The sequence below is a fragment of the Pseudomonas sp. IT-P176 genome (genome assembly GCF_949767245.1).
Lineage (GTDB): Bacteria > Pseudomonadota > Gammaproteobacteria > Pseudomonadales > Pseudomonadaceae > Aquipseudomonas.
Genome location: NZ_CATKPN010000036.1, coordinates 51,259 through 68,956, shown reverse-complemented (window position 1 = coordinate 68,956; position 17,698 = coordinate 51,259). Strand labels below are relative to the sequence as shown.

Annotated in this window: 17 protein-coding genes; 13 read left to right on the top strand and 4 right to left on the bottom strand. The window is 60.9% G+C overall.

All coding sequences use genetic code 11. The annotated features are described in order from the left end of the window. The first annotated feature begins 57 nt into the window (after positions 1-57). The gene (locus tag ACM6IP_RS09610) at positions 58-1,812 is read left to right on the top strand and encodes an acyl-CoA dehydrogenase family protein (protein WP_414861357.1); all 1,755 of its coding nucleotides are present in this window, start codon (positions 58-60) and stop codon (positions 1,810-1,812) included. A gap of 89 nt (positions 1,813-1,901) precedes the next feature. Here ACM6IP_RS09610 and pobA read toward each other — a convergent pair whose 3' ends face one another. Beyond that, positions 1,902-3,086 (bottom strand): 4-hydroxybenzoate 3-monooxygenase, encoded by a 1,185-nt coding sequence (gene pobA, locus ACM6IP_RS09605; RefSeq protein WP_095170112.1) that lies wholly within the window; start codon positions 3,084-3,086, stop codon positions 1,902-1,904. Between the two features lie 170 nt (positions 3,087-3,256). Between pobA and ACM6IP_RS09600 the strand changes: the two genes are divergently transcribed. From ACM6IP_RS09600 to pcaC, 7 genes are all read left to right on the top strand, one after another. Then, positions 3,257-4,108 carry a helix-turn-helix domain-containing protein gene (locus ACM6IP_RS09600; protein WP_095170113.1) on the top strand — a complete coding sequence of 284 codons (852 nt, stop codon included), beginning with the start codon at positions 3,257-3,259 and terminating at the stop codon, positions 4,106-4,108. 32 nt (positions 4,109-4,140) lie between these two features. Beyond that, positions 4,141-5,070: a pca operon transcription factor PcaQ gene (gene pcaQ, locus ACM6IP_RS09595; RefSeq protein ID WP_320334242.1), complete on the top strand. Its 930-nt coding sequence runs from the start codon at positions 4,141-4,143 to the stop codon at positions 5,068-5,070. Between the two features lie 116 nt (positions 5,071-5,186). Beyond that, entirely contained in the window at positions 5,187-5,906 is a 720-nt protein-coding gene (gene pcaH, locus ACM6IP_RS09590; protein WP_095170115.1) for a protocatechuate 3,4-dioxygenase subunit beta, read from the top strand. A gap of 12 nt (positions 5,907-5,918) precedes the next feature. Continuing rightward, positions 5,919-6,521, top strand: a complete 603-nt coding sequence (gene pcaG, locus ACM6IP_RS09585) for a protocatechuate 3,4-dioxygenase subunit alpha (protein ID WP_159995150.1) — start codon at positions 5,919-5,921, stop codon at positions 6,519-6,521. 68 nt (positions 6,522-6,589) lie between these two features. Continuing rightward, positions 6,590-7,939, top strand: a complete 1,350-nt coding sequence (locus tag ACM6IP_RS09580; protein WP_414861356.1) for an MFS transporter — start codon at positions 6,590-6,592, stop codon at positions 7,937-7,939. A gap of 37 nt (positions 7,940-7,976) precedes the next feature. Beyond that, the gene (locus tag ACM6IP_RS09575) at positions 7,977-9,338 is read left to right on the top strand and encodes a 3-carboxy-cis,cis-muconate cycloisomerase (protein WP_414861355.1); all 1,362 of its coding nucleotides are present in this window, start codon (positions 7,977-7,979) and stop codon (positions 9,336-9,338) included. Between the two features lie 23 nt (positions 9,339-9,361). Next, a complete protein-coding gene (pcaC, locus tag ACM6IP_RS09570) occupies positions 9,362-9,751 on the top strand; it encodes a 4-carboxymuconolactone decarboxylase (RefSeq protein ID WP_095170119.1) in 390 nt (129 codons plus the stop codon). A 49-nt stretch (positions 9,752-9,800) separates the two neighbouring features. Here the strand turns inward: pcaC and ACM6IP_RS09565 are convergent, their stop codons facing one another. The 3 genes from ACM6IP_RS09565 to ACM6IP_RS09555 all read right to left on the bottom strand — a co-directional run bounded on the left by ACM6IP_RS09565 (position 9,801) and on the right by ACM6IP_RS09555 (position 12,381). After that, positions 9,801-10,541: an SDR family NAD(P)-dependent oxidoreductase gene (locus ACM6IP_RS09565; protein WP_414861354.1), complete on the bottom strand. Its 741-nt coding sequence runs from the start codon at positions 10,539-10,541 to the stop codon at positions 9,801-9,803. 29 nt (positions 10,542-10,570) lie between these two features. After that, positions 10,571-11,401 carry a shikimate dehydrogenase family protein gene (locus tag ACM6IP_RS09560; protein WP_414861353.1) on the bottom strand — a complete coding sequence of 277 codons (831 nt, stop codon included), beginning with the start codon at positions 11,399-11,401 and terminating at the stop codon, positions 10,571-10,573. A gap of 266 nt (positions 11,402-11,667) precedes the next feature. After that, a complete protein-coding gene (locus ACM6IP_RS09555; RefSeq protein ID WP_095170122.1) occupies positions 11,668-12,381 on the bottom strand; it encodes a FadR/GntR family transcriptional regulator in 714 nt (237 codons plus the stop codon). Between the two features lie 284 nt (positions 12,382-12,665). On the opposite strand from ACM6IP_RS09555, the gene ACM6IP_RS09550 reads away from it, so the two are divergent. Genes ACM6IP_RS09550 through ACM6IP_RS09530 form a run of 5 tightly spaced genes read left to right on the top strand, consistent with a single transcriptional unit; the run spans position 12,666 to position 17,660 of the window. Next, positions 12,666-13,907, top strand: coding sequence for a branched-chain amino acid ABC transporter substrate-binding protein (locus ACM6IP_RS09550; protein WP_095170123.1), 1,242 nt, complete (start codon positions 12,666-12,668; stop codon positions 13,905-13,907). A gap of 59 nt (positions 13,908-13,966) precedes the next feature. Beyond that, positions 13,967-14,908 carry a branched-chain amino acid ABC transporter permease gene (locus ACM6IP_RS09545; RefSeq protein WP_095170124.1) on the top strand — a complete coding sequence of 314 codons (942 nt, stop codon included), beginning with the start codon at positions 13,967-13,969 and terminating at the stop codon, positions 14,906-14,908. 3 nt (positions 14,909-14,911) lie between these two features. Further along, a complete protein-coding gene (locus tag ACM6IP_RS09540; RefSeq protein WP_401125784.1) occupies positions 14,912-16,189 on the top strand; it encodes a branched-chain amino acid ABC transporter permease in 1,278 nt (425 codons plus the stop codon). Next, positions 16,186-16,941: an ABC transporter ATP-binding protein gene (locus tag ACM6IP_RS09535; protein ID WP_401125782.1), complete on the top strand. Its 756-nt coding sequence runs from the start codon at positions 16,186-16,188 to the stop codon at positions 16,939-16,941. Before ACM6IP_RS09540 ends, ACM6IP_RS09535 begins: the two co-directional genes overlap by 4 nt. Continuing rightward, positions 16,938-17,660, top strand: a complete 723-nt coding sequence (locus ACM6IP_RS09530; protein WP_401125780.1) for an ABC transporter ATP-binding protein — start codon at positions 16,938-16,940, stop codon at positions 17,658-17,660. Before ACM6IP_RS09535 ends, ACM6IP_RS09530 begins: the two co-directional genes overlap by 4 nt. The last annotated feature ends 38 nt before the right edge of the window (positions 17,661-17,698 follow it).

Sequence of the window (17,698 nt, the reverse complement as noted above, 5' to 3'; positions counted from 1 at the left end):
TCAGTAGCCCGCTCGTAGCGACGGATGTCACCTGTTCACTACCCTATGAGGTTTCACATGTGGAGCTATCAGGCGCCCTTGCGCGATATGCAATTTGTTCTTGAACACTGGCTGCAGGCACCCGAAGCGTGGCGTCGGAGTTCGGTATTCGAGGCGCTGGATTTGCCGCTGGCCGTGCAGGTACTGGAGCAAGCTGGGCGTTTCAGCAGTGGCATCCTGGCGCCGTTAAACAGCATTGGCGATCGTCAGGGTTGCCGTTTGGTCGAGGGGCGGGTCACCACTGCGGATGGCTTTGCCGAAGCGTATCGGGCCTATGTCGAAGGCGGTTGGCCGGCCCTGGCCTGTGCCGAGGCCCTGGGCGGACAAGGCTTGCCGCAAGTGCTCGACGCGGCGCTGCAAGAGATGCTTTACGCCAGTAACCACGCGTGGGCCATGTACACCGGCATCGCCCACGGCGCCTACCTGTGTTTGAAGACCCACGCAGCCGCTTGGCTGCAGGAGCGCTATCTTCCCGGGATAATCAGTGGCGAAACCTTGGCCACCATGTGCCTGACTGAGCCCCAGGCTGGCAGTGATGTCGGCCTGCTACGCTGTCGCGCCGAACCTCAGGACGACGGCAGTTATCGGCTCAGTGGCAGCAAGCTGTTTATCTCGGGCGGCGAGCACGACCTCACCAACAACATCCTGCATCTGGTGCTGGCTCGCGTGCCGGGAGCGCCAACCGGCAGCCAAGGGGTTTCGCTGTTCCTGGTGCCGAAGTTATTGAATCAAGGACAGGCCAACGGCGTGGCCTGCGACGGTATCGAGCACAAGATGGGGATTAGGGGCAGTGCCACCTGTTCCCTCGTGTTCGAGGCGGCCCAGGGCTGGTTGATTGGCGAGGTCAATCGTGGCTTGAAGGCGATGTTCGTGATGATGAACTCAGCACGTCTTCACGTAGGCCTGCAAGGCCTGGGGCACTGTGAAGCGGCCTGGCAGAACTGCCGTAGCTACGCCAGTCAACGCCAGCAGATGCGTGCACCGTCAAGACCGGCCGGGGTCGTGGCGCAGGCAGCCGACCCGATCCACTACCATCCGGCAATACGCCGCGTCCTGCTCGAGTTACGCGCCACCAGCGAAGGCATGCGCGCTATTGGCTATTGGGTCGCACACCTGTTGGACCAGGCCGAACATGACCCGCAGCTGCTGGCTCGGCAACAAGCCGGGCAACTGGCGCAACTGCTAACGCCGATCATTAAGGCGTTTTTCACCGAACAGGGTTTTCGCCAGGCCAGCAACGCCTTGCAGGTGTTTGGCGGTTACGGTTACGTCACCGAATTTGCCATCGAGCAAACCCTGCGCGACAGCCGTATCGCCATGATCTACGAAGGTAGCAACGAGATTCAGGCCAACGACCTGCTGCTACGCAAGGTACTGGGCGACCAGGGCCAGGCTTTCGACCTGTTGTTGGCGCAATTGCGCGAGGAGTCCAGGCTGGGCGCCGAAATGCCACAGTGCGCCGACTTTGCTGCACAACTGGCGAACCTGTGTAGTGCGCTTCACGTGCTGGTTGGCGAGGTGCGTGAGCGATCACTCGAAGATGTCGAGTACCCCTATCGAGCTGCAGGGAGTTTTCTTCAGCTATGCGGCCTGACCTTGCTAGCGCTGGCCTGGGCACGGGCGGCTCGGGTCTCGGGGCAATTGCCTGAAGACGATCCGCTGCGCGCCGTCAAGCTGGAAACCGCCGGGTTCTTTTTCAGCTACCTGCTGCCCCAGGCCGAGCAGCACATGGCTGCGGTGCGTGGGGCGCGAGCAAGGTTGGCGTTTATTTAACTGGATTCAACGGGTCGATCATCGTGCCGGTCGCAGTGGTGTTTCCTGCACATTGACCTGAGCACCGGGCTCAGGTCACGACTTGCCCATTACTCTATGGCTTCGTAGGGCAGGCCGACGTAATTCTCGGCAATGCTCTGGCGCCCGGCGGGCGAACTAACGAAGTAGTCGAGCTCGGTTTGCTGCATGCGCAGGCCAAAGGCGTCGGTGTCTGGGAACCGGTGTAGCAGCGAGGTCATCCACCAGGAAAAACGCTCGGCTTTCCACACTCGGCGCAGGCAGATCTGCGAGTATTTCTCCAGCAGATCGGTGCGACCCTCGCCATAGACCTTGAGCAAAATTCGATACAGCGTGCTGACATCGCTGGCGGCGAGATTCAGGCCCTTGGCACCGGTCGGCGGGACGATGTGAGCCGCATCACCGAGCAAGAACAGGCGGCCATATTGCATGGGTTCGACGACGAAACTGCGCAGCGGCGCGATACTTTTTTCAATGGAGGGGCCGGTCACCAACTGGTCGGCGAGGTGCGCGGGCAGGCGCAGTTTGAGTTCGCCCCAGAAGCGCTCATCGGGCCAGTCCTCGAGTTTTTCCTCGGTTCCCACTTGCACGTAATAACGGGTGCGAGTTTTCGAGCGCATGCTGCACAGGGCGAAGCCGCGCTCATGGTTGGCGTAGACCAGCTCCTCGTGGACGGGTGGGGTGTCGGCGAGGATACCGAGCCAGCCAAAGGGATAGACGCGCTCGAACACCTTCAGGGTGTCTGCCGGTATTGACTGTCGCGAGACGCCATGGAAACCGTCGCAACCGGCAATGTAATCGCAGTCCAGGCGGACGATCTCGCCGTTACGCTCAAAGGTGACGTAAGGGCTGTCACTCTTCATGCCGTGAGGTTGCACGTTCTCGGCGTCGTAGACGGTCGTGGCACCGGCGCCAACGCGGGCCTCCATCAAGTCACGGGTGACTTCGGTCTGACCGTAGATCATCACGGTCTTGCCGCCGGTCAGCTGTTTGAGGTCAATGTGTTCACAACGTCCATCGAAGGCCAGTTCGAAACCGTCGTGTACCAGGCCATTGGCATCCATGCGTTCACTGACGCCAGCCTCGCGCAACAGATCGACCATGCCTTGCTCCAGCACACCCGCACGGATACGCGAAAGGATGTACGGCGGGTTCTTGCGTTCGATGATGACGTTGTCGATGCCGGCGCGATGCAGCAATTGACCGAGCAGCAAGCCGGAGGGGCCGGCGCCGATGATGGCGACTTGAGTTTTCATTGTTGTAGTCCTGTCTGTGCGGCTGAAGGCGTTACGCCTTACAGAACGCTGTTATTTTTGTCTCCTGTATTTTTGATGACTAAAGTACCGATAAGAAGGCACTATCCGGCAAGATCCATGGACTTTTCGTGGATCGCCATCATTGGGGGGAAATCGTGAAATCTTCTGCCATGTCTGTTCCAGTGTTCAAACTCTATGGTGAGACCACGGTCTGGCCGACTCCCGATCTGCTGCATTGCGAGTCCATTCCAGAGCGCAGTCAGCTGCACAGTTGGGAAATAAAACCGCACTGGCACAGCGATCTGGTCCAGCTGTTGTATGTACAGGCGGGACAGGCGGTACTGGAAGTCGAAGACCTGAGTACGCAAGTCCAAGGCCCGGCGTTACAGGTAGTACCCGCATTGAGTGTGCACGCTTTCAGGTTTTCCGAGGATATCCAGGGCCATGTCATCACTCTGGCCGTGCCCTTGGTCGAGCAGCTCGGCGCTGCGCTGGACAGCACGGCGCTGAATACCCCGGGCTGTTATTTGCCAGGTCCTGAGTCTGCTTACCTGGACACGCTGTTCGCCGCGATCAGTCGGGAATATAGCCAGGACCAACCTGGCCGCGATCCTATGTTGCACTCGTTGATCACGTTGCTGGTTGTCTGGCTCAGTCGTCGCAGCCTGGCGCTTTCACCGCCCGACACCAAACTCCGTGAGCGTGGTCGAGAGCATCTGCAGGGGTTTACCCGAGCTTTGGAGTTACGCTTTCGCGAGCACCTGCCCATCGAGCACTATGCGACGGCACTGGGGATCAGCGCTGCTCACCTCAATGCCCTGTGTCGGCGCTTGTGTGGGCAATCGGCATTGGCGATGATCAACCAGCGACTGCTGCTCGAAGCCAAGCGCAATCTGGTGTATACGGCGATGACCGTCAATCAGGTGTCGGACAGCCTGGGCTTTTCCGAGCCTGCCTACTTCTCGCGCTTCTTCAAACGCGGAACCGGGCAGTCACCGAAACAATTTCGCATCCCGCGTTAGCGGATGCCAGACCTGCAAGGCAGCCAACTGCGGTGAATATCGATACCCGGATAAAATTTCGTCATTTGCTGTGTTTTCTCGAAGTAGCGCGCCAGGGAAGCCTGGCCCGTGCCTCGGATAAATTGGCAATCAGCCAGCCAGCGCTGTCCAAAACCCTCAAGGAACTGGAAACCTTGCTGGCCACCCGCTTGTTCACACGCAGCAAGAGTGGCGCCGCGCTGACCGACGCTGGGGTGGCTTTTCTGCGCTATGCCGGACCGAGCGTGCAAGCCCTGCGCGAAGGGGTCAATAACCTGCGTTCCGGTGAACATGCGCCGATCACCGCAAGGCTCGGGGTGCTGTCCACAGTGGAAAGCCTGCTGGTGCCGGAAGTCATCTGCCGCTTGCACGCCCGCCATCCGGCCTTGGTCGTGAGCGTGGTGACCGGACCCAGCGCGTACCTGCTGTCGCAACTGCGCGTCGGTGAGTTGGATCTGGTGGTCGGGCGGATGACCGATAGCCCACAGATTCTTGGCCTGGCATTCGAGCACCTGTACAGCGAATCCATGACCCTGGTGGTGCGTAGCGGCCATCCGCTGCTGAGCGATCCCCACGGTCACCAAAGTCTTGAAGACTATCCGCTGGTACTGCCATTGGCCGGGACGACGATCCGCAAGTTCGCCGACAGCCTGTTTGTGCAGCACGACATCAGCCCGCCGCGCCGGCGTCTTGAAACCTTGTCGCTGACCCTGAGTCGGCGTTACGTGGAGTGCAGTGAGGCGGTCTGGGTCGCGCCGTTGGATGCCGTCAGGCAAGACCTGAGCCGCGGTGCATTGGTCGAATTGGATTTGGGCATTCGTGAACCGGGTGGCTCGGTTGGCATGTGCAGCAACCCCGCGCTGCCCATGCCGCTGGCAACCCAATGGTGCGTGGAGGTGCTGCGCGAAGTGGGGGAGGAGTATCGCGAGGGACGCTATCCATAACCATTTGGATATGGATAGCGTCTGTTTTTTCAGTTTTGGATCAGCTCTTGCCGGGAGAGACTGGGCGACAGGCTGTTGCCTATCAGCCGTTACCCATAACAACCAAGGAGACTGATATGTCTGATGCGGACAATGCCCGCTTCGTCATTCGTGACCGCAATTGGCATCCCAAGGCCCTGACCCCGGATTACAAAACCTCGATCTTGCGTTCCCCCCGGCAGGCCCTGGTCAGCATTCCTCAGTCTCTCTCGGAAACCACCGGGCCGGACTTTTCCCACCTGAAGATGGGCCAGCACGATAACGATCTGCTGCTCAACTTCAACCACGGTGGGCTTCCCGTCGGCGAGCGCATCATCGTGGCCGGGCGGGTCTGTGACCAATACGGCAAGCCAATCCCCCATACCCTGGTCGAGATGTGGCAAGCCAATGCCGGTGGTCGCTACCGGCACAAGAAAGACAGCTACCTGGCAGCCATCGATCCGAATTTTGGTGGCGTTGGCCGGGCCTTGACCGACCGCGACGGCAACTACAGTTTCCGCACGGTCAAACCTGGCCCGTACCCATGGCGCAACGGACCCAATGACTGGCGGCCTGCGCATATTCACTTCTCGATCAGTGGCCCGTCCATTGCGACCCGCTTGATCACTCAGCTGTATTTTGAAGGCGACCCGCTGATCCCCATGTGCCCGATCGTCAAGTCGATCGCCAATCCGGATGCGGTGCAGAGCTTGATCGCCAAGCTCGACATGAGCATGGCCAATCCGATGGACTGCCTGGCTTATCGCTTTGATATCGTTTTGCGCGGTCAACGCCAGACCCATTTCGAAAACTGCTGAGGAGGCTCGCGCATGCCCGTTCAACTTTTACCTGAAACCCCTTCGCAAACGGCTGGCCCTTACGTGCATATCGGCCTGGCGCTGGAGGCGGCTGGCAATCCACCCCGCGAGCAGGAAATCTGGAACGAGATGGCCAAACCCGGAGCCCCGGGCGAGCATATTCTGCTGCTGGGCAATGTCTATGACGGCAATGGCCACCTGATCCGTGACTCGTTCCTGGAGTTTTGGCAGGCCAACCACGAGGGTGTGTACGAGGTCGAGTACAACCTTGAAAACCCCTTCAATAGTTTTGGCCGGACCGCCACCACGGATGTCGGCGAGTGGCGGTTGCATACGATCAAGCCGGGCGTCGTTCGCAACGCAGCCGGTGTGCCCATGGCGGCGCATATCAATCTGTCGTTGTTTGCCCGTGGCATCAACATTCACCTGCAGACCCGCCTGTACTTCGACGATGAGGCCGAGGCCAATTCCCGCGACCCGGTACTTAACCTGATCGAGCAGCCGCAACGTCGGGAAAGCTTGATCGCCAAGCGTTGCACCGTTGACGGCAAGCTGGCCTACCGCTTTGACATTCGTGTCCAAGGTGAGGCGGAAACAGTGTTCTTCGACTTCTAGGGTTGCAAGCCTGCGTGCGCTGTACCGGTAGTTTTCCAAGCGTCTAATAAAAATAAAGGAAATTTTGCATGACTGTCTCCGTACCTGCGCCGGTGGCCGGCACGCTCGATGTCGAGGCGTTGATCAACACCAAGGCACTCTCCACCTACCAATGGCGGATCGTCTTGCTGTGCTTTCTGATCGTGTTCCTGGATGGTCTGGACACGGCCGCCATGGGCTTTATCGCACCGGCGCTGAGCCAGGACTGGGGCATTGATCGCGCCAGCCTGGGGCCGGTGATGAGTGCGGCATTGATTGGCATGGTCTTCGGCGCCCTGGGTTCCGGGCCACTGGCGGACCGTTTCGGGCGCAAAGTGGTGCTGGTGGTCTCGGTGTTTCTGTTCGGCTTGTTCAGCTTGCTCTCGGCCTACAGCAACAATGTCGAGCAGTTGCTGGCTTTGCGTCTGCTGACCGGCCTGGGGTTGGGCGCAGCGATGCCCAACGCCACCACATTGCTGTCCGAATACACCCCGGATCGGCTCAAGTCACTGCTGGTGACCAGCATGTTCTGCGGTTTCAACCTGGGAATGGCGTGTGGCGGATTCATCTCGGCGAAGATGATTCCGCTGCTGGGCTGGCACAGCCTGTTGATGCTCGGCGGGATCTTGCCATTGGTGTTGTCCGTGGTGCTGTTGCTCTGGCTACCGGAGTCGGCGCGCTTTCTGGTGGTGCGCAATCACAGCGTAAAGCGGATTCGCCAGGTACTGGCACCGATCGCCCCGCAGGAGGTCGCCTCGGCGGCGGGCTTCAGTGTGCCGGAGCAGGGCGTGGTGCAAAGCCGCAATGTGCTGAAAGTGATTTTCTCCGGTACTTACAGCGTCGGCACCTTGTTGCTCTGGCTCACCTACTTCATGGGGTTGGTGATCGTTTACCTGTTGACCAGTTGGCTGCCAACCCTGATGCGTGACAGCGGCGCGAGCATGGAGCAGTCGGCGTTCATCGGTGCATTGTTCCAGTTCGGTGGCGTGCTCAGTGCAGTGGGTGTGGGCTGGGCGATGGACAAGTTCAATCCGCACAAGGTCATCGGCATCACCTACCTGTTGGCTGGCGTCTTTGTCTGGCTGGTCGGGCAGAGCCTGGGCAATGTCACCTTGCTTGCGACCCTGGTGCTGTTGGCGGGTATGTGCATCAACGGCGCACAATCGGCGATGCCATCGCTGGCGGCGCGTTTTTATCCGACCCAAGGGCGCGCCACGGGTGTGTCGTGGATGCTCGGCATTGGCCGTTTTGGAGCAATCCTCGGTGCTTGGACAGGGGCGACATTACTGGGGCTGGGGTGGAACTTCGAGCAGGTGCTGAGCGCCTTGGTGGTGCCCGCGGCACTGGCCACCGTTGCGGTCGTGATCAAGGGGCTGGTGAGCCATGCGGACGCCACCTGAGATGACCTGACTGATTTCTGAATTCTGGAGTAATGGCGTGAACAGACCCACCAATCAACTCTTCGATAGCTATTTCACACAGTCGGCCATGCGCGAGATTTTTTCCGACCGGGGCCGGGTGCAGGGCATGCTGGATTTCGAAGCCGCCCTGGCCTGCGCCGAAGCCGGCATCGAGCTCATTCCCCCCGAAGTGGTGGCGGATATCGTCGCGGCCTGTCGCGCCGAACGCTACGATTTCGATGCGTTGGCCATTGCCATTGGCAGCGCGGGCAACTCGGCGATTCCCTTGGTCAAGGCGCTGGGCAAGGAGGTGGCGGGGCAAAATCCGGCGGCTGAACGTTACGTACACCTGGGCGCGACCAGCCAGGACGCGATGGACAGCGGCCTGGTGTTGCAATTGCGTGCAGCCATCGAGTTGTTGGAAGGCGATATGGCGCAACTGGCCGACGTGCTTGCGCAGCAGGCGCTGCGTTATGCGGGCACGCCGATGGTCGGACGTACGTGGTTGCAACAGGCAACGCCGGTGACCCTCGGTATGAAGATCGCTGGCTGGCTGGGCGCCATCACCCGTCATCGCCAACGCCTGGTTGAAATCAAGCCGCGTTTGCTCTGCCTGCAGTTTGGCGGTGCCTCCGGCAGCTTGGCGGCGCTAGGTGATCAAGCCTTTGTTGTGGCGCAAGCCCTGGCCACTGAACTGAAATTGAACCTGCCCGAGCAGCCCTGGCACACCCAGCGTGATCGCCTGGTGGAATTTGCCAGCCTGCTGGGAATGATCGCCGGCAGTCTGGGCAAGGTCGGCCGGGATCTGAGCCTGCTGATGCAGACCGAAGTGGGGGAAGTGTTCGAACCCACTGCGCCGGGCAAGGGTGGTTCTTCGACCATGCCGCACAAGCGCAATCCGGTTGGCGCAGCGGTGATGATCGGTGCGGCGACCCGTGCGCCGGGACTGGTGTCGACCATGTTTGCCGCCATGCCACAAGAACATGAACGTAGCCTCGGGCTCTGGCATGCCGAATGGGAAACCTTGCCGCAATTGTGCTGCCTGGTATCGGGCTCATTGCAACAGGCGTTGCAGGTGGTTCCCTGGCTGGAAGTCGATGCCGAGCGCATGCTGCACAACTTGCAGCTGAGCCAGGGGCTGGTTCTGGCAGAGGCCGTCAGTATCGCTCTTGCCCAGCGCATCGGTCGCGATGCTGCCCACCACCTGATAGAGCAATGCTGTCGCCGCGCCGTAGAGCACGGCGTGCATTTACGTGAAGTACTCGACAGCGAACCGCAAGTCAGCGCGCAGCTGTCCGCGGATGAACTGGAGCGGCTGCTCGACCCCTCCCATTACCTGGGGCAAGCGCAGTGCTGGGTCGAGCGCGCGGTTGCCGATCATCAGGCTTTTACCCTTTGAACGCTTGGCAAGAGGATTGTGAAATGGACGAAAAGCAACGTTACGAAGCCGGCATGCAAGTGCGCCGCGAGGTGCTGGGCGATGCCCATGTTGATCGCAGCCTGGAACAGCTGACGCCCTTCAATGCGCAGTTCCAGGAAATGATCACTCGACATGCCTGGGGCGACATCTGGACCCGTCCCGGCCTGCCGCGCCATACCCGCAGCCTGATCACCATTGCCATGCTGATCGGGATGAACCGCGAAGGTGAGTTGCGCCTGCATCTACGTGCGGCGAAGAACAATGGCGTGACCCGTGATGAGATCAAGGAAGTCCTGATGCAGAGTGCTATCTACTGCGGCATTCCTGCTGCCAATGCGAGCTTCCATCTGGCCGAGTCCATCTGGGACGAAGTGGGCGTGGAGTCGCTGTGAAACTCCAGGCTTACTGACTGGCAGTAAACCTGGACTATTACGGTGTACCTCATCCCGCAATATACAACCCGCCATTCACATGCAGCACCTCACCCGTCATGAAGCTTGACCCGTTGCTGCACAAAAATGCGATCACCGAGGCGATCTCGCTGGGTTGACCCAGGCGTCTGAGCGGGGTCTGTTCTACCGAGTCGCTGCCACGGTTAGCGATCAGGTCCTGGGTCATTGGGGTTTCGATGATGCCGGGGGATACGGCGTTGACCCGGGTCTCCGGGCCCAGCTCGCGGGCCAGGGCACGGGTCAGGCTCAGCAGGCCGCCCTTGGAAGTGCCGTAGTGGGCGTTGGAAAACGCGCCACGGTGTGCGGCCACGGAGGTCAGGTTGACGATTGCGCTGTTGCTGCGCAGTGCCGGGATCGCCCGGCGGCACAGGTAAAATACGCCGTCGAGGTTGATGCCCAGGGTCTGGCGCCATTGCTCATCGGTCATTTCGCGAATCGGCTGCGACTGGTACAGGCCGGCCGATGGCACCAGGAAGTCGATGCCGGCGAAGCGCTCGACGGCCAGTTGCACGGCCTTGCTCGAGTCGTCAGGGTCGGCGGCATTCATCCGCAGAGTGGCGACGCGCTCGCCGCTGGGGTCAAGTTGCTGGGCGAATGCTGCGAGGCCGTCGCCGTCCAGGTCGGTGAGAACCATCGAGGCGCCGTATTGATAGAACAGTTTCGCCACTTCACGGCCAATGCCACCGTTGGCGCCTGTCAGCAGGAGGACGCGGTTGTTGAAGTCGTACATGGTCGGGGTCTCCGGAAGAATGCCAGGGCTCATGGGCCGAGAATGCGGGCCAGGTGTTCGTGTTGCAGGTCAACACCGAGAAAGCGGCAGATCTGCACGATCTGGCCGTAAATCATGTGTTGCCCGTGGTGCACGCGGCAGCCGCGCTCGCGTGCCGCTGCCAGCAGGGCGGTATCGCCGGCGCGCATCACGGCTTCGCAGACCAGGGCATCGGCTCGTAGAGTGGTGGGATCCAGGGGTAGGGCGTCGTCGTCCTTGAGGCCCAGGGCGGTCGCGTTGATGATCACGTCGAAGTCCTGCGCATTGCCGTCGCTGCTGCTCAGGTCGACCTGGGGGAACTGCGCTCTGAGGCGTTCGAGCAAGGCTTCGGCACGTGCCGGGGAGCGGTTGTAGATTGCCAGTCGGGCCGGTTGTTGTTGGGCAATCGCCCAGGCAATCGATTTGCCGGCACCGCCGGCGCCCACCAGCAGGACCCGCTTGCCTTCCAGTCGGTGACCCTGCTGATGCAGCCCGGCGAGCATGCCCTCGCCATCGAAGTTGCCGCCGATCAGGCGACCGCTCTCGGAATCGATCCGTACGGCATTGGCCGAGCCGACCTGGCGCGCGGTGTCGGTCAATTCGTCGCAGTACTCAACGATGCTTTCCTTGTACGGGATGGTCACGACCAGGCCGCGCAGATTGGCGATGCCGGATACCCCGAGCAGCACTTTTTGCAAATTCGTGCCACGTACATGCAGGGGCACGCAGGCCAGGTCCAGGCCCTGGTTGGCGGCGCTGTGGTTGATCACTTGCGGGGTTTTTACGTGGGCGATCGGATCGGCAACGATGCCGATCAGTTGTGTCTGGCCACTGATGTGCATGGGAAATCTCAACGGTAGGGTTGGGGACGGGCGCTGGCGTCGCTTTCAAGCGGGGCAGGGCCGAAAAAGGCATCAAGCGCAAACAGCAATGGAGGAGGCTGGGCAGGTGCAGCGGGTCTGTTGGAAGGCAGATGGGCCAGTGAAGCCAGTCCTTGCAACAGCGCTCTGATGGGAGTCATGAGTATTAACCTGTCTGACATATTTTATTGTTGTCTGACAGGATGGTAGAAGGCTTGGCTTTTCGGTGTCAAGGTGCTGCAGGGGGATCAGGCCTGCAGGTACATGTTCATGCGCTTGGCGGCATTGCGCAGATGGCGCTCGGCAGCTTCACCGGCCAGCACTGGATCGCGCGCCTGGATGGCCTGGAAGATGGCCTGGTGTTCGTCCTGCACGTCCTGGATCAGCTCGTTGTAGATTTCCGCGGTGTTGCTGCGGGCCTCGCGAATCAGCCTGCGGACACTGTGGTCGAGGTACTCGTTGAGCGACTTGAAATGCGGGTTGTGCGTGGCCGCGACAATCGCCTGGTGGAACGCATAGTCCTCTTCGTCGCCGAGTTGGTCGTTGACCATGGCGTATTCCATGCCGACCAGGGCCTGGCGGATCTTTTTCAAGTCTTCAGGGGTATGACGCAAGGCCGCCAGGCGCGTGGCGCCGACTTCAATGGTGATCAGGAATTCGAGGATGTGCAGCAGTGCGTCTTCTTCACCGAGCGAGACCTCTTTCAAGCGAAACGCATGGCGCTCGCCGCGCTTGGCGACGAAGGCGCCCTTGCCCTGCTGGGTAGTGATCAACTCCTCGAACTTGAGTTGCGACAAGGCCTCACGCACCACCGCTCGGCTGACCGAAAACTGTTCGCACAGTTGCCGTTCGCTGGGCAGTTGATCACCGGTAGCCAGCCGTCCGGACTGGATTTCGCCACTGAGCCAGTGAACGATCTCCATGGGCAGGGGCTGGTAGGGGGGCACGTTGTCGCTTTTCATTGTTCAGTCCTCTGCCGAGAGGCAGCACGGGTACAGGTATCGAAGTGATGAGCTGCGATAGTGAAGGATTGAGTTGTGGTCTTACAAGTGTTTGAAAAAAATAATCTCGGGTTAGGCCGGCTGTTTTCAAGGCCTTCAAGTAAATCGATAAAAAATAAATGGGTAATTTTTGGCTTGGGTGCTTTGACTTCGGGGCATGGTTGACGTAGTTTTCGCCAACTGGTCAGACAAGCTGTGGCTAATGTTCTACCAGACTGTAAATAACAATAAAAAACGAGGTTTCCATGCACACCAAGACCACGCTGCGTCTGCTCACCCTCGGCACGACCCTGTTCGCCGGTATCGCCTGCGCCGATCCTCTGAAAGTGGCGTTGGTGGAGACCCTGTCGGGGCCGTCGGCTGCCACTGGGCAAATGTTCCGCGCTGCCACGCGTTTTCAGATCGAACGCTTGAATGCCGAAGGTGGCTGGAACGGCGAACCGATCCAGCTCCTGGAGTTCGACAGCCAGGGTACCCCGGCGGGCGCTTCCGAGAAACTCAAGGCCGCCATTGGCAGTGGCGCCCAAATGATCGTTCAAGGTGCCTCGTCGGTGGCCGCCGGGCAGATCACTGAAGACGTGCGCAAATACAACCTGCGTAACAAGGGCAAGGAAGTGGTGTTCCTCAACGTCGGCGGAGAAGCGCTCGAGCTGACCGGCAGCAAATGCCACTTCTATCACTTCCGCTTCAACGGCAATGCGCCGATCCGGGTCAAGACCCTGGTCGCGGCGATGAAAGAGGCGGGCACCCTGGGCAGCAAAGTCTATTCCATGAACCAGAACTACAGCTGGGGCCTGGACATGGAGCAAGCCATCACTGAAAACGCCGCGGCTGGCGGTTATCAGTTGGTGGGCAAGAGCCTGCACGACACCCAGAAAGTCCAGGATTTCTCTCCCTACATCGCTCGCATCCAGGCCTCTGGCGCTGAAACCGTGCTGACGGGCAACTGGGGCAACGACCTGTTGCTGCTGATGAAAGCCAGTCGCGCCGCTGGCCTGAAACTACGCTTCGGCACCGCCTTTCTCGATCAGCCGGGCAACCTGGCCAACGCCGGCGACGTCGCGCTGGGCCACTATGTTTCCCATCCCTTCAACATCGAGGCCGCGGGCGAAGCGGGCAAGACCTTTGCCAGCGAGTACCAGGCCAAGACCGGTCACCTGCCTGCCTATATCGAACCGCAAACCGTATTCGCCTTGCAGATGGTCGGCAACGTGCTGAAAAAACTGCCGGCCGAAGACGGGCGTCTCAATACCCGCAGCTTCGCCCTGGCCCTGGAAAAAGCCAGCGACAGCAATCCGCTGGGTGATGTGCGCATGCGCGCCGAGGATCACCAGCTGCTGATGCCGTTCGTGGTGTCGGTGGTGTCGAAGGAGGCTCCCTACAAAGTGGACGGCACCGACATGGGCTTTGTGCCGATCAAGTCGTTCAGCGCCGATCAGGCCGCCGCGCCTGTCCAGGATGCCTGCCGGATGCAACGACCCGAATGACCTGCGTGGCGTGCCAGTTCGGCACGTCTTCCTGTCCATCGCGAGCGCTGGAGTCGCCTATGGAATTCCTCACAGTCTCACTGCTTAACGGCGTGATCTACGGCCTGCTGCTGTTCATGGTCTCGGCCGGCCTGACCTTGATCTTCGGCATGATGGGCGTGCTCAACTTCGCCCATGCCTCCTTTTATATGGTGGGCGCCTACCTGGCCTACACCCTGCAGAAGTTTGTCGGCTTCACTGCTGCGGTGCTGCTCTCGACTGTGCTGGTGGGCCTGCTCGGGGTGATCGTCGAGCGGTTTTTCCTGCGCCGGGTGCACAAGCACGGTCACGCTCACGAGCTGCTGCTGACCTTTGGCCTGACGTTCATCATTGCCGAGCTGATCAAGTTGTTCTACGGCAACTTTTCCGTCGAGTACCGGGTGCCGGAGTTCCTCAACTTTGCTGCCTTCCAGGTATTCAGTACGGACTACCCGTTCTATCGCTTGTTGATGGGGGGAGTGTCGCTGTTGGTGTTTGGCCTGATCTATCTGCTGTTGACCCGCACGCGCGTCGGCATCGTCGTGCGGGCGGCAATCCATCGCCCGCAAATGGCCGAGGCGCTGGGGCACAACGTGCCGCTGGTGTTCATGGCGGTGTTCGGCATTGGCGCGGCGCTGGCCGGCCTGGCCGGAGCACTGGCGGGAGCGTTCTACACCACCAATCCGAACATGGCCCTGGAGCTGGGGGTGATTGTCTTTGTCGTGGTGGTGGTTGGTGGCCTGGGTTCGATGGCCGGGGCAATGATCGCGTCGTTGCTGATCGGGCTGATTTCTTCTTTTGCAGTCGGTGTGGATCTAAGCCTCGCGTCGCTCTTGGGCTTGTTCGGGGCGGGCGACTGGGCGCTGCAGATGGGCGGGCTGATGACCCTCAAGGTGTCCAGCGTGGCTGCAACCATTCCGTTTGCGCTGATGCTGCTGATTTTGCTGATCCGGCCGTCCGGGTTGATGGGCGAGAAGGGATAAACCATGAAACTGACGAAAATCCTCCTGGCGGTGTTGCTGCTGGCTTTGCTGGTGCTGCCCGCCATCCTGCCGGCGGCGATGGTCAATGCGGCCATCCAGATGCTCATCGCAGCCTTGTTTGCCTGCGCCTTCAACCTGTTGTGCGGGCAGGGCGGCATGCTCTCCTTTGGCCATGCGGCCTACTTCGGCGTAGGTTCGTTTGCCACGTTGCACGCGATGAACGCGCTCAATGGCGAAGGCCTGCTGCCAACGCCGTTGCTGCCGTTGATCGGGGCCATGGGCGGCTTTGTCTGTGGCCTGTGCGCCGGCTGGTTCGCGACGAAGCGGGCCGGGGTGTATTTCTCCATGATCACCCTGGCACTGGCCGAGTTGCTGCATTCCCTGGCCCCGCACCTGAGTACGCTGTTCGGCGGCGAGGCCGGTATTTCGTCGATGCGCACGGCGGCCTGGGGACTGGATTTCGCTGATGCCAGCCAGGTGTACTACCTGACGCTGGGCTGGGTAGTGCTGTCGATCGCCTTGCTCTACGCCTTCACGCTGACCCCTATGGGACGCTTGACCTTTGCCCTGCGCGAGAACGGCCATCGGTTGCAGTTCCTGGGCTACAACGTGCATCGGCTGCGGGTGTTGGTGTTCGCCTTGTCGGCGATGTTCGCCGGGATTGCCGGGGGCTTGCAGGCACTGAACCTGGAGTCGGCCAACTACGTGCTGTTCGACATGCGGTTTTCTGCCGAGGTGGTACTCAACACCTACATCGGTGGCGTCAACGTGTTCCTCGGCCCGGTACTCGGCGCAGCGCTGATGACCTTCTTTGGCAATGCCGCCTCCGACCTCACGCAATCCTGGTTGCTGTATCAGGGGCTGCTGTTCGTCCTGGTGATGATGTTCATGCCCAGTGGCCTGGCCGGGCTGGTGCTGTGCTGGACGGCGCAGATTCGTCGACGCGGCTGGCTGGCAATGATCCCGGCGGCACTCGCGTCGTTGCTGAGCGCGGGGTTGTTGAGCCTGGCGGTGGTGTTTGCGATCGAGACGTTGCAACGGGTGTTCAGCCAGGACTATCAGGCATTGCTGATGGCGGATCAGGCCTGGCCTGCAATCAGCCTGTTCGGCCGCGAATGGCTGCCGGGTGCGCCGCTGACCTGGAGCATGCCGTTGCTGTTGGGTGGCGTGGGGCTGCTGGTGCTGAAGCTGGCCCGCCGGCAATGGCTGCGCCTGCTGGACGATGAACCGGCGGCCGCGTGCGCCGCCCTCAGCCCTCGGGTCGAAGGAGAACAGCCATGAGCGGTGCGATCCTGCAATTACGTGATGTACACAAGTCGTTCGGCGAGGCCCACATCATTCGTGGTGCGCAGCTTGAGCTGCGCGCCGGCGAACGCCACGCGGTGATCGGGCCCAACGGGGCGGGCAAATCGACCCTGTTCCATTTGATCTCCGGGCAACTGCAGCCCAGCAGCGGACAGATCCTGCTCGGTGATGAGCCGATCCAGGGGTATTCGCCAGAACAGATCAATCATCTGGGCTTGTCGCGCTCGTTCCAGATCACCAACATTTTTCCCGGGCTTTCGGTGTTCGAAAATCTGCGCATCGCGGTGATGCGCAAACACCAGATGCAGTACCACTTCTGGCGTTCGATCCAGCGTTACCCCGAGGTGCGCGCCCAGACCGAGCAACTGCTTGAACAGGTGCGGCTGCAGGATAAGCAGGCGGTGTGCGCGGCCGAACTGTCCTACTCCGAACAGCGCGCCCTGGAGATAGGCATGACCCTGGCCTGTGACCCCCGGGTGATCCTGCTCGACGAGCCGATGGCGGGCATGTCCCATGAAGAAACCGACTACGCCCTGAACCTGATTCGCGAGGTGACCCAGGGGCGTTCACTGCTGATCGTCGAACATGACATGGACGTGGTGTTCTCCCTGTGTGACCGCATCAGCGTGCTGGTCTACGGCGAAGTCATCGCCACTGGCACACCGGACCAGATCCGCGCCGACCGCCGTGTACAGGAAGCCTATCTGGGTGAGGAGCAATGCGCATGAACCCGACCTCGCAAAACCTGCTGTCGATCAGCGACCTGCATGTGCACTACGGCAAGAGCCATGTGTTGCATGGCGTCGACTTGAACATCGCGCACAACGAAGTAGTGAGCCTGCTGGGACGCAATGGCGCCGGGCGTTCGACCACCATGAAAGCGGTCATGGGCCTGGTGCCGCCCAGTGCCGGCAGCATCCAGTTGGCGGGACGGGAACTGACGGGGCTGCGCCCGTACCGGATCAGTCGCGCCGGCATCGGTTTTGTCCCGGAAGAGCGCGAGGTGTTCGCCAATCTGAGCGTTGAGGAAAACCTGCGCATGGGCCAACAGGCGCCTACTGACGGCGCCACGGCGTGGACCGTCGAGCAGATGTTCGACTACTTCCCGCGGCTGCGCGAGCGGCGCAACACGGGCGCCGGCAACCTGTCAGGGGGCGAACAGCAGATGCTCACCCTGTGCCGTTCGCTGCTGGGTTGTCCCAAGGTGCTGCTGATCGATGAACCCACCGAGGGCCTGGCGCCGAAGATTGTCGCGGTGGTTGCCGAGGCCATTCGCGACATTCACCGGCGCGGGGTATCGATCCTGTTGGTGGAGCAGAAGCTGACCATCGCCCTCAAGGTCTCCAGCCGCGTGTGCGTGATGGGCCATGGGCGGATCGTCTTCGAGGGCACGCCCCAGGCACTGACCGCCGACCCGAACCTGATGAAGGAGTGGCTGGCGGTCTGAGGCCGCCACCGCGTTCAACCGGCAGGTCCGACTGCCAT